We start from the raw sequence: 12,312 nt of genomic DNA, 5'->3' as shown, positions 1-12,312 counted from the left end.
CCGGTGGGCCCCGCCCCCCACTGCCGCTCCGCCAGGAGGACGTCATGACCGCCGCACAGAACGCCCCCCGAGGGCAGTCCGCAGCCGCCGAGCCGGACGCCGGTGCCGCCGCTCAGACGCCGGACCCGACCCCGACAGCGCCCCTCTCCACGGCCGTTGCCCCACCCGTGACAGAACCCGTGGCCGAGCCGGCACCGGAAGCGGTCTCCTCCCCGGAGCCACAGCCGGACCCCGAGTCCGAACCTGACCCGGAGTCGCAGCCGGAGTCGGCGTCACAGGCGGAGGCGCGGTCCCGGTCGGAGGGCGAGAGCCCGGCCGGCGCCGACGCGGCGGGTGCTGTCGCCGTGCCCGACGTCGTCACCCTCGGCGACGACTCCGACGGCAACTCCGCCGCCACCGCGCAGGACGGCCACCCCGGCCGCCCGTCCAGAGCCATCCTGGCCGCCGCGGCCATCGCGGGCGCGCTCCTCGTGTCCGTGCCGTTCCTGATCAACGCCCGCAACAGCGACGACACCGCGGCCCGTACCGCCGCCGGGGGCAGCACCGCGGACACCGTGCTGGGCGACTCGCTGGGCGGGGTGGCTCCGGGCGCCTTCGAGTCGGCGGACCCCAAGCCGAACGCGGCCCGGCCGTCGCCGTCGAAGACGGCCTCGCAGAGGCCCGCGACCACTGGCGGCAAGGGCGCGGCGGGCGGCGCTGCGGGGGGCGCCGGCGCGGCCGCGAACACGGGCAGCACCGGAAGCAAGGGTCAGGGCGCGGCCTCCAGCCCCACCAAGAACTCCTCGGGTTCGAAGAGCAGCAGCTCGGGTTCCGGCTCCAAGAGCACGACCAGTGGCAGCAGTTCGAGCAGCAACAGCAGCACCAGTGGCGGCACCAAGACCGACACGACCCCGGTCGTCGTCCCCGGCGCGATCATCTTCAGCCACGCGTCCAACAAGTGCATCGACATCGTCGGCGACAAGGCCAAGGACGGCGCCCCGCTGGAGATCTGGTCGTGCAACGGCAAGGCACAGCAGAAGTGGATTTTCAAGTCCGACGGCACCGTGCGCGCCATGGGCCTGTGCATGGATGTCGCCTGGGGCTCCAGCGCGAACGGCGCGGTCATCCAGCTCGCCAAGTGCAGCGGCAACCCGGCCCAGCAGTTCATCCTCGCCGGGCCCCACGACCTGGTCAATCCGCAGGCCGACAAGTGTGTCGATGTGAAGGACCAGAAGACCGGCAACGGCACCCGGCTCCAGCTGTGGACGTGCAACGGCCAGGACAACCAGAAATGGTCCGCCCGCTGACCTGTTGGCCCGTTTTTCGTGGTGTGTGGGCGATATCTCGTCCGTCCGCACGCCCCCGAAGATCACCAGGTCAGGGCGTCGGCGACGGCTCCGGCACGCCCGGCGCACCCCCCGTGCGGCGCTCTCACCTGGCATGCGTACTGGCGCGAGCCTAGGCTCGTACTAAAATTTCCGGCTTGTTACGGAACGTAGCTGGAGCCGGACAACCCCAGGCATACCTGCGGGCCCCGCCAGCGACCCGGAGGTTTCCCGGGAACGAGACGCGAGGACTGATGGCAGCCACACACGAGAGCAGTGCTCTCGGTCTGCTCGAAGAAGAGATCCGCGAGCGGTTCGGCGACAAGGCACGTTTCTCCGCGGGGCCCGCCGCCTCGCCGCGCACTCTCGTCGACGTTTTCGACGCCACCGTACGTTCGTACCCGAACGAGCCGGCCCTCGACGACGGCACCACCGCGCTCACCTACCGGGCGCTGGCCGTCGAGGTCGAGGCCGTACGGCGCCGCCTGAGCGCCGCCGGGGTCGGGCTCGGGGACCGCGTCGGGGTCCGGGTTCCGTCCGGCACCAACGAGCTGTACGTCGCCATCCTGGCCGTCCTCGCCGCCGGTGCCGCCTACGTTCCCGTGGACGCCGAGGACCCGGACGAGCGGGCCGAGCTGGTGTTCGGGGAAGCTGACGTGCGGGCCGTCGTCGGCGCCGGATACGAGATCACCGTTCCCGGCGCCCGCAGCGAGCTGCCCGCGCGGCGGCCCGGGGTCGAGCACGACGCCTGGATCATCTTCACCTCCGGCTCCACCGGGAAGCCCAAGGGCGTCGCCGTCAGCCATCGCAGCGCCGCCGCCTTCGTGGACGCCGAGGCCGCGCTGTTCCTCACCGACGACCCCGTGGGGCCCGGCGACCGGGTCATGGCGGGGCTCTCCGTGGCCTTCGACGCCTCCTGCGAGGAGATGTGGCTGGCCTGGCGCTACGGGGCCTGCCTGGTGCCCGTACCGCGCTCCCAGGTGCGCAGCGGGGCCGATCTGGGGCCCTGGCTGGTCGAGCAGGAGATCTCCGTCGTCTCCACCGTGCCCACGCTGGCCGCGCTGTGGGAGCCCGAGACCCTCAACGACGTACGGCTGCTGATCTTCGGCGGGGAGGCCTGCCCGCCCGAGCTGGTGCAGCGGCTGGTGACGGAGGGGCGCGAGGTGTGGAACACCTACGGGCCCACCGAGGCCACCGTCGTCGCCTGTGCCTCCCTGATGACCGGGGAGGAGCCCATTCGGATCGGGCTGCCCCTGAACGGCTGGGAGCTCGCCGTCGTCGACGAGGCCGGGGAGCCCGTCGCCATGGGCGCCAGTGGGCAACTCGTGATCGGTGGGGTCGGGCTCGCCCGGTATCTCGACGCCGAGAAGGACGCCGAGAAGTACGCTCCGCTCGAATCCCTCGGCTGGGAGCGGGCCTATCGCAGCGGTGACCTCGTCAAGGCCGAGCCGGAGGGGCTGATCTTCCTCGGGCGGGCCGACGAGCAGATCAAGCTCGGCGGACGCCGTATCGAGCTGGGCGAGGTCGACTCGGCGCTCCAGGGGCTGCCCGGGGTCGCCGGTGCCGCAGCCGCCGTACGGACCGCCCGGAGCGGCAACCAGCTGCTCGTCGGCTATGTCGTGACGCAGGAGGGCTGGGACCAGGCCGCCGCCGTGGAGCGGCTGCGCGCCGAGCTGCCCGCCGCACTGGTACCGATGCTCGCGCCGGTCGCCGAGCTGCCGACACGCACGTCCGGCAAGGTCGACCGCAACGCCCTGCCGTGGCCCCTGGAGGGGCTGGAGACCGGCCCTGCCGCCGTGCTGTACGGCACCGAGGCCTGGGTCGCCGAGCAGTGGAGCGAGGTCCTCGGCATCCCCGTGGGCAGCGCGGACGACGACTTCTTCGCGATCGGCGGCAGCAGTCTCGGCGCCGCCCAGCTGACCACACGGCTGCGGACGCGCTACCCGAGCGCCGCCGTCCTCGACATCTACCAGCAGCCCGTGCTCCGCAAGCTCGCCCGGCACCTGGAGGAGTCCTCACAGGACGACACCGGCGGACGGGTCATCGCGCCGGTTCCCCTGCGCGCCAAGGTCGTTCAGCTTCTGGTGCTGCTTCCACTGTTCACGCTGCTCGGGCTCCGGTGGGCGGTCGCGCTGGCCGCCGCCGCGAACGTACTGCACCTGTTCGGCGCCTATCCGTGGGCGCCCACCACGTCGTGGTGGGCGGTGGCCGCCGGGGCCGCCGTGCTCTTCTCCCCGCCCGGGCGGCTCGCCCTCGCGGCCGGTGGGGCGCGGCTGCTGCTGCGGGGCGTGAAGCCCGGGCGGTATCCGCGCGGCGGCAGTGTGCATCTGCGGTTGTGGACCGCCGAACGGCTCGCCGAGTTCAGCGGGGCGACCTCGCTGACCGGCGGGTGGCTGGAGCGGTACGCGCGGGCGCTGGGCGGCAAGGTCGGCGCGGACGTCGATCTGCACTCGCTGCCCCCGGTCACCGGGATGCTCAAGCTGGGACGTGGGGCCGCCGTCGAGTCCGAGGTGGACCTTTCGGGGCACTGGCTGGACGGGGACCGGCTGGAGATCGGGCAGGTCAAGGTGGGTGCCGGCGCTGTCGTCGGGACGCGCAGCCTGCTCTTCCCGGGGGCGCGGGTCGGCAAGCGGGCCGAGGTGGCGCCGGGTTCGGCGGTCGTCGGGACGGTGCCGACCGGGCAGCGGTGGGCCGGCGCTCCGGCCGTAAAGCTCGGCAAGGCCAAGCGGAACTGGCCCAAGGAACGTCCGCGGCGCGGGCGGGCCTGGGGGGCGATGTACGGCGTCGCCGGGTTCGCGCTGAGTGCGCTGCCGCTGCTGGCGGGTGCGGTCGCGCTGCTGGTCACGGGCCTGTTCGTCGACCCGGACGCCGGGCTCGGGACCGCTCTGCGGGGCATCGCGCTCGCGCTGGTGCCGGCCACCCTGGCGTTCGGCCTCGCGTACGCGCTGATGCTCCTGATCGCCGTACGGCTGCTGAGTCTGGGCCTGCGCGAGGGTACGCATCCCACGCACAGTCGCATCGGCTGGCAGGCCTGGACGGTCACCCAGCTCATGGACCGCTCCCGCGAGACCCTGTTCCCGCTCTACGCCGGGCTGATCACGCCGGTGTGGCTGCGGCTGCTGGGGATGCGGATCGGGCGCGGCGCCGAGGTGTCGACCGTGCTGGCGCTGCCGAGCCTGACGACCGTCGGCGAGGGCGCCTTCCTGGCCGACGACACCCTGACCGCGCCGTACGAGCTCGGCGGCGGCTGGCTGCGGATCGGGCGGGCCGAGATCGGGCGGCGGGCCTTCCTGGGCAACTCCGGGATGACCGCGCCGGGCCGGTCGGTGCCCGACGGCGGGCTGGTCGGGGTCCTCTCGGCCACGCCGAAGAAGGCCAAGAAGGGCAGCTCCTACCTGGGCCTGCCGCCGATGAAACTGCCCCGGTCGGCGAGCGGCGGCGACCAGAGCCGTACGTACGACCCGCCCGCGCATCTGCTGTGGGCGCGGGCGGTGGTGGAGCTGTTCCGGATCGTGCCGGTGTTCTGCTCGGCGGGGCTGGCCGTGCTGACGGTCGCCGCGTTCAGTGTGCTCGGTGGATGGTTCTGGCTGGCGGGCGGGCTCGTGCTGCTCGGTGTCGGGGCCCTCGCCTGTGTGCTGTCCATCGTCGCCAAGTGGGCGCTCGTGGGGCGCCACCGGGCCGGAGAGCATCCGCTGTGGAGCGGGTTCGTGTGGCGCAACGAGCTGGCGGACACCTTCGTCGAGGTCGTCGCCGTGCCGTGGCTCGTGGGTTCCGTGCCGGGTACGCCGGTGATGTCGGCGTGGCTGCGCGGACTCGGCGCGCGCATCGGCAAGGGGGTCTGGGTGGAGAGCTACTGGCTGCCCGAGACCGACCTGGTGACCCTGGGGGACGCGGCCACCGTGAACCGGGGATGCGTGCTGCAGACACACCTCTTCCACGACCGGATCTTGCGGACGGATACTGTGGTCCTCCGTGAGGGCGCGACGCTGGGTCCTGGCGGGATCGTCCTGCCCGGTTCCACGGTCGGGGCCCGGTCCACTCTGGGTCCCGCGTCGCTGGTCATGGCGGCGGAGTCCGTTCCCGACGACACCCGCTGGCTGGGCAACCCGATCGAGTCATGGCGTTCCTGAAAACAGTGGGCGCGGCTCGTTCGGGTACCGGAGCGGGGGTGGGTTCATCTCCGGCACCTCGTACGAGCACAGCGCAGGGAGCAGACTCAGCAGTGAGCGTTCAGCAGACAGTGGGCTCGGACCCGTACTTCCCGGCCAACGGTGATCCCCGTTACCGGGTGCACCGGTACGAACTCGCGCTGGACTACCGCCCCGGCCCGAACCGGTTGGCGGGCACGGCCCGCATCAACGCCATAGCGGGCCGGTCCTCGCTCGCCGAATTCCAGCTGAACCTGGGCGACTTCAAGATCGGCCGGGTGCGGGTCGACGGCAAGGCCGCGCACTACACGCACCGGGGCGGCCGGCTGCGCATCCGCCCCGCGAAGCCGCTGCGGACCGGGGCCGCGTTCACCGTCGAGGTGCACTGGGCGGGCAACCCCAAGCCGGTCAGCAGCCCCTGGGGCGGGATCGGCTGGGAGGAGCTGGAGGACGGGGCGCTGGTGGCGAGTCAGCCGGTCGGGGCACCCTCCTGGTACCCGTGCAACGACCGGCCCGCCGACAAGGCGTCCTACCAGATCTCGATCACGACGCCCTCCGCGTACTCGGTGGTGGCGGGCGGACGGCTGTTGACGAGGACGACGAAGGCTTCTACGACCACGTGGGTGTACGAGCAGTCCGCGCCGACGTCGAGTTATCTCGTCGGGCTGTCGATCGGGAAGTACCAGACCGTCCTGCTCGGTGACCCGGGTCTTGGCGGGGTGCCCCAACACGGGCATATTCCGGCGGAGTTGCTCCCTGAGTTCTCCCGGGACTTCGCGCGCCAGCCCGCCATGATGGAGCTCTTCGAGGAGCTGTTCGGGCCGTATCCGTTCGGTGAGTACGCGGTCGTGGTGACCGAGGAGGAACTCGATGTGCCCGTGGAGGCACAGGGGTTGTCGCTGTTCGGTGCCAACCACGTGGACGGCGCCCGGAGTTCGGAACGGCTCGTCGCGCACGAGCTGGCCCACCAGTGGTTCGGCAACAGCGTGTCCATCGCGGACTGGCGGCACATCTGGCTGAACGAGGGGTTCGCCAAGTACGCGGAGTGGCTGTGGTCCGAGCGCTCCGGCGGGCGCAGCGCGCAGCAACTCGCCGCGGTGGCCCATCGGTTGCTGTCCGGGCGGCCACAGGATCTGCGGCTCGCCGATCCCGGCCGCAAGCTGATGTTCGACGACCGGCTGTACCAGCGCGGCGGGCTCACCGTGCACGCGGTGCGGTGCGCGCTGGGCGACGAGGCGTTCTTCCGGATGCTGCGGGGGTGGGTCGCGCTGCATCGGGGCGGGTCGGTGAGTACGGCCACGTTCACGTCGTATGTGGGGCGGTTCGCGACGGAGCCGTTGGACGAGCTGCTCGCCGCGTGGCTCTACGAGGGGGCGCTGCCCGCGTTGCCCGCACCGAGGACGCAGGGGCCGCCGCCGGTCAAGGGGGGCGGACCGCGGGTGCCTGCCCGGCCCTCCTATCCGCCGTCCACCGCGTAGCGGGTAGGTACGGTGCGCGAGAATGGCGGGCATGTCCCGACGTACTCCGCATCCCCGGCGGCAACGCCCCTCCATCCCTGTTCAGAGCTCCGCGTGTCCGTGCGGTCTCGCGAAGACGGAGACGTACGAGAAGTGCTGCGGCCGGTTCCACCGGGGTGAGGCCGCGGCGCCCACCGCCGAAGCCCTGATGCGCTCCCGCTACAGCGCCTTCGCGCGGCGGGACGAGCCCTACCTCCTGCGCACCTGGCACCCGCGCACCCGCCCCGCCGGCGTCGGGTTCGACCCCGGGATGCTGTGGACGGGCCTGGAGATCATCGAAACAGGCGACGGCACGGCGTTCCACACCACCGGAACCGTGACCTTCCGGGCCTCCTACCGGGGCGGTTCGCTGGAGGAGCGGAGCCGGTTCGAGCGGGTCGACGGGGCATGGGTGTACGTCGACGGGGACGTCAGCCAGAGCGAACAGGGCGTACAGAGCGGCCGGACCGGCTAGGGCGCGAGGATGTCCAGTTCCTGAAGGGCCCCGACCGCGATCTCCCGGGTGAGCCGCTCGGCCCGTTCGCCGTCGCCCTCGCGGACCGCCTCAGCGACCTGTACATGCAGGGTGACGGCGGCCGGGTCGGGGTCCTCGAACATGACCTCGTGGTGGGTGCGGCCCGCCAGGACCTCCGCGACGACGTCGCCGAGGCGGGCGAACATCTCGTTGCCCGAGGCCTCCAGGATCACCCGGTGGAAGGCCACGTCGTGGACCAGGTAGCCCTCCAGCTGATGGCCGCGCGAGTTGGCCACCATGCCCAGCGCGCACTCCGTGAGCCGCGCGCACTGCTCGGCGGTGGCGAACTTGGCGGCCAGGCCCGCGGCGACCGGTTCGATCGCGGAGCGCAGCACGGTGAGGGAGCGCAGTTGCTGCGGGCGGTCGGCGCCCGCCAGACGCCAGCGGATGACCTGCGGGTCGTAGACGTTCCACTCGACCCTGGGACGGACCGTGACGCCGACCCGGCGGCGGGACTCGACCAGGTGCATCGACTCCAGGACCCGGACCGCCTCCCGCATCACCGAGCGTGACACGTCGAAGCGCTGGGCCAGTTCGTCCGTGCGCAGAACGCTGCCCGGCGGGTACTCGCCCGCGGTGATCGCGGGTCCGAGGGTGTCCAGTACATGGCCGTGCAGCCCTCGGCCGGGTGTGCTCATGCACTCAGCGTACGGGGCGCGTCACACTCTTAAAAAGTCAGACTTATTCATACGGAGGGCTTGAATTTGTCTTACCTAATGCGTTTCATTGCGTTCATGCAGAAGACGCGTACCCCCCACGTGGTCGTGGTCATGGGCGTCTCGGGCACGGGGAAGACCACCATCGGTCCCCTGCTCGCGGCACGGCTCGGCGTTCCGTACGCCGAGGCCGACGACTTCCACCCCCCGGCCAACATCGACAAGATGACGGCCGGGACCCCCCTGACCGACGACGACCGCCGGCCCTGGCTGGACGCCATCGGCGCGTGGGCACACGGCCGGGCCGGACTCGGCGGAGTGGTGAGCTGCTCGGCGCTGAAGCGGTCGTACCGGGACCGGCTGCGGGCCGCCGCACCCGACGTCGTCTTCGTGCACCTCGCCGGTGACCGGGCGCTCATCGAGGACCGGATGGCGCACCGGCAGGGCCACTTCATGCCGACGGCGCTGCTCGACTCCCAGTTCGCCACCCTCCAGCCTCTCGAAGCGGACGAGGCGGGCATCGCGGTGAGCGTCTCCGGCACCCCCGAGGAGATCACCGCCCGCGCCGTGGCGGCGCTCGGTGAGCCGGCGGGCCCGCGCGGTCCGGACGGTCCCGAGGCGCCTGGGAAACCCGCACCTTCGCAGTAGCCCCATCTCCCCCGACAGTCCCTCCCCAGAAGCAAGGGAACCACCGTGACCAGACTCAGCGTCGAGATGCTGGCAGCGGACACCGTCGAGCCGATCACCTCGGCCGGCCATGCCCAGTTGGGCGTCGCCGTACTCGCGGGCATCACGCTCATCGTCCTGCTGATCACCAAGTTCAAGCTGCACGCCTTCCTGGCCCTGACCATCGGCTCGCTCGCCCTGGGCGCCTTCGCGGGCGCGCCGCTCGACAAGGCCATCGCCAGCTTCACCACCGGGCTCGGCTCGACGGTGGCCGGCGTGGGCGTCCTGATCGCCCTGGGCGCGATCCTCGGCAAGCTGCTCGCCGACTCCGGCGGCGCCGACCAGATCGTCGACACGATCCTGGCGCGGGCGTCGGGCCGGACGATGCCGTGGGCGATGGTCCTGATCGCCTCGGTGATCGGCCTGCCCCTGTTCTTCGAGGTCGGCGTCGTGCTGCTGATCCCGGTCGTCCTGATGGTCGCCAAGCGCGGCAACTACTCCCTGATGCGCATCGGCATCCCGGCGCTCGCGGGCCTGTCCGTGATGCACGGCCTGGTCCCGCCGCACCCCGGCCCGCTGATCGCGATCGACGCGGTCGGCGCCAACCTCGGCGTGACCCTGGCACTCGGTGTCCTGGTCGCCATCCCGACGGTGATCATCGCCGGCCCGCTGTTCTCGCGGGTCGCCGCCCGCTGGGTCGACGTGTCCGCCCCCGACCGAATGATCCCTGAGCGCCCCTCCGAGGACCTGGAGAAGCGTCCGGGCTTCGGCGCCACCCTCGCCACCATCCTGCTCCCCGTCGTCCTGATGCTGTCCAAGGCGCTGGTCGACATCATCATCGACGACCCCACGAACATGGTGCAGCGCGTCTTCGACGTGGCCGGCTCCCCGCTGATCGCCCTGCTCGCCGCCGTCCTCGTGGGCATCTTCACCCTGGGCCGCCCGGCCGAGTTCACCAAGGAACGCATCTCCCGGATCGTCGAGACGGGCCTGGCGCCCATCGCGGGCATCCTGCTGATCGTCGGCGCGGGCGGCGGCTTCAAGCAGACGCTGATCGACTCCGGGGTCGGCAAGATGGTCCTCGACATCTCCGAGGACTGGTCGATCCCGGCCCTGCTGCTGGCCTGGCTGATCGCGGTGGCGATCCGGCTGGCGACGGGTTCGGCGACGGTCGCCACGGTCTCCGCGGCCGGCCTCGTGGCCCCGCTCGCGGCCGACATGTCGACGACCCACGCGGCCCTGCTCGTCCTGGCCATCGGCGCCGGCTCCCTCTTCTTCAGTCATGTCAACGACGCCGGATTCTGGCTGGTCAAGGAGTACTTCGGCCTGAACGTCGGCCAGACCCTCAAGACCTGGTCGGTCATGGAGACGATCATCTCCGTGGTCGCGGGCGGCCTGGTCCTGCTGCTGTCACTCGTGATCTAGGAGTACGGGAATGTCTGGACGTACGGGAACGAGTCACCCTCTGTTCGACATCAGCGGGCGTACGGCCCTGGTCACCGGGTCCAGCCGGGGCATCGGATTCGCCCTGGCCCGGGGGCTGGCGGAGGCGGGCTGCACGGTCGTCCTCAACGGGCGCGACGGCGACCGGCTCACCAAGGCCGCCGCAGAGCTCCCCGGGGAGATCCGCACCGCCGCCTTCGACGTCACCGACGGCCCCTCGGTCGCCGCCGGGATCGCGGATATCGAGGAGCGGGTCGGCCCGCTCGACATCCTGGTCAACAACGCGGGCATGCAACTGCGGGCCCCGCTGCTGGAGTTCACCGACTCCGACTGGCACCGCATCCTCGACACCAACCTCACCAGCGCGTTCCTCGTGGGCCGGGAGGCGGCCCGGCGGATGACGGAACGCGGCCACGGCAAGATCATCAACATCTGCTCGGTGCAGAGCGAGGTGGCCCGCCCGGGCATCGCGCCCTACACCGCCACCAAGGGCGCGCTGAAGATGCTCACCAAGGGCATGTGCGCGGACTGGGGCCCGCACGGAGTCCAGGTCAACGCCCTCGGCCCCGGCTACATCGAAACCGAACTCACCCAACCCCTGGTCGACGACCCGGAGTTCAGCGCCTGGGTGCGCAAACGGACTCCGGCCGGGCGATGGGGGCGTACGGAGGATCTGGTGGGCGGGCTGCTGTTCCTCGCCTCCCCGGCGGCGGACTTCGTCGGCGGACAGGTTCTGTACGTCGACGGCGGCATGACCAGCGTCCTGTGACGCGGACCCGAAAGCTGACACGGAAGCTGACACGAAAGGGGTTCTCCCGATGCTCGGTTGCGTGATCCATGGCGAGGGCGACCTGCGGGTCGACGAGCTGCCGGTGCCGTCCCCCGGGCCCGGTCAGGCACTGGTGGCCGTCCGGTACGGCGGGGTCTGCGGCTCGGACCTGCACTACTGGCGGCACGGCGGGGTCGGCGACTTCCGCCTCAAGGAACCGATGGTGCTGGGCCACGAGGTCGTGGGGACGGTCGTCTCCTACGGTGACGACTCGTCAGGTCCCGCTGTGGGTACGGAGGTTGCGGTACACCCGGCAACCCCGTGCGGCGCGTGTCCGGAGTGCGTGTCCGGCCGGCGCAACGTCTGCCGGGACACGCGCTACCTCGGCAGCGCCGCCCGCACACCCCACGTCCAGGGCGGCTTCGCTGCTCGACTGGTCGTCCCCGCCGACCAGTTGAGGCCCGTACCGGCAGGCCTGCCGCTGCATCTTGCGGCCCTGGCCGAACCCCTCTCGGTCGCCCTGCACGCCGTCCGCCGGGCCGGGGACCTGTCCGGCAGGCACGTCCTCGTCACCGGTGCCGGTCCCATCGGGTGCCTGGTCGTCGCGGCGGCGAAGGCGGCCGGCGCGGCCCGGGTGACGGTCACGGACCTGCTCCCGCAGGCCCTGCGGTACGCGGCGGTCGCGGGCGCCGACTCGGTCGTACGGGCGGACGATCCCGGCGATCCCGGGTGGCCGGCCGAGGTGGACGTGGCCGTCGAGGCGTCGGGGGTGGCCGCCGGTCTCGACACCTGCCTTCGCCTGGTGCGCCGGGGCGGGGTCGTCGTGCAGCTCGGTCTGCTGCCGCCCGGCCCCAGCCCCTTCGCGGGCAACCTCGTCGTCACGCGGGAGATCGAACTGCGGGGCGCCTTCCGCTTCGACACGGAGTTCGACGACGCACTGACCCTGCTGGCGGCCGCGCCGACGCTCGACGGGCTGGTCAGTGCGGTGGTCCCGGTCGAGGAGGCGGAGTCGGCGTTCGCGTTGGCGGCGGACCGGGGGAGGTCGTGCAAGGTGCTGCTTGACTTCGGGGGTGTGTGAGGGGCGCTCCGCTGGTGAGGGCGGGGGGTTGTCTGTGCGTGCGTTGTCTGTGCGTGCGTTGTCTGCGGGTCCGTTGTCTGCGGGTCCGTTGTCTGCGGGTCCGTCGTGGCTGGTCGCGCAGTTCCTCGCGCCCCTGCCAAAGGTCCGTTGAGGCTGATGTCGCCCACGCGGGTGAGCCTCGGATCGGCACAGCCCCGCGCCCCTCTGGAGCACCCGG

9 protein-coding genes are annotated in these 12,312 nt (G+C 71.8%); 8 read left to right on the top strand and 1 reads right to left on the bottom strand.

Features of this window, described 5'->3' with window-relative positions:
* Window positions 1-44: 44 nt before the first annotated feature.
* From G3I71_RS26255 to G3I71_RS26240, 4 genes are all read left to right on the top strand, one after another.
* Window positions 45-1,286 carry an RICIN domain-containing protein gene (locus tag G3I71_RS26255; RefSeq protein ID WP_239149356.1) on the top strand — a complete coding sequence of 414 codons (1,242 nt, stop codon included), beginning with the start codon at window positions 45-47 and terminating at the stop codon, window positions 1,284-1,286.
* Between the two features lie 272 nt (window positions 1,287-1,558).
* A complete protein-coding gene (locus tag G3I71_RS26250) occupies window positions 1,559-5,434 on the top strand; it encodes a Pls/PosA family non-ribosomal peptide synthetase (RefSeq protein WP_164317932.1) in 3,876 nt (1,291 codons plus the stop codon).
* Window positions 5,435-5,526: 92 nt separating this feature from the next.
* Window positions 5,527-6,930, top strand: coding sequence for a M1 family metallopeptidase (locus G3I71_RS26245; RefSeq protein ID WP_164317930.1), 1,404 nt, complete (start codon window positions 5,527-5,529; stop codon window positions 6,928-6,930).
* Between the two features lie 31 nt (window positions 6,931-6,961).
* Window positions 6,962-7,423, top strand: a complete 462-nt coding sequence (locus G3I71_RS26240; RefSeq protein WP_203731395.1) for a YchJ family protein — start codon at window positions 6,962-6,964, stop codon at window positions 7,421-7,423.
* Here G3I71_RS26240 and G3I71_RS26235 read toward each other — a convergent pair.
* Window positions 7,420-8,121, bottom strand: a complete 702-nt coding sequence (locus tag G3I71_RS26235) for a FadR/GntR family transcriptional regulator (protein ID WP_164317926.1) — start codon at window positions 8,119-8,121, stop codon at window positions 7,420-7,422. The genes G3I71_RS26240 and G3I71_RS26235 overlap by 4 nt on opposite strands.
* A 96-nt stretch (window positions 8,122-8,217) precedes the next feature.
* Here G3I71_RS26235 and G3I71_RS26230 point away from each other — a divergent pair, with 96 nt between their 5' ends.
* From G3I71_RS26230 to G3I71_RS26215, 4 genes are read left to right on the top strand one after another with little or no spacing between them, the layout of a single operon-like run.
* A complete protein-coding gene (locus G3I71_RS26230; RefSeq protein ID WP_164317924.1) occupies window positions 8,218-8,787 on the top strand; it encodes a gluconokinase in 570 nt (189 codons plus the stop codon).
* Window positions 8,788-8,832: 45 nt separating this feature from the next.
* Window positions 8,833-10,230 (top strand): gluconate:H+ symporter, encoded by a 1,398-nt coding sequence (locus G3I71_RS26225; RefSeq protein WP_164317922.1) that lies wholly within the window; start codon window positions 8,833-8,835, stop codon window positions 10,228-10,230.
* Window positions 10,231-10,240: 10 nt separating this feature from the next.
* On the top strand, window positions 10,241-11,017 hold the full coding sequence (locus G3I71_RS26220) for an SDR family oxidoreductase (RefSeq protein ID WP_164317919.1): 777 nt from the start codon (window positions 10,241-10,243) through the stop codon (window positions 11,015-11,017).
* 49 nt (window positions 11,018-11,066) lie between these two features.
* Entirely contained in the window at window positions 11,067-12,095 is a 1,029-nt protein-coding gene (locus G3I71_RS26215; protein ID WP_164317917.1) for an L-idonate 5-dehydrogenase, read from the top strand.
* The last annotated feature ends 217 nt before the right edge of the window (window positions 12,096-12,312 follow it).

Source organism: Streptomyces sp. SID12501, from assembly GCF_010550245.1.
Taxonomy (GTDB): Bacteria; Actinomycetota; Actinomycetes; order Streptomycetales; family Streptomycetaceae; genus Streptomyces.
The sequence above is the reverse complement of the archived record's forward strand: the minus strand, read 5'-3'. Positions and strand labels throughout refer to the sequence as shown.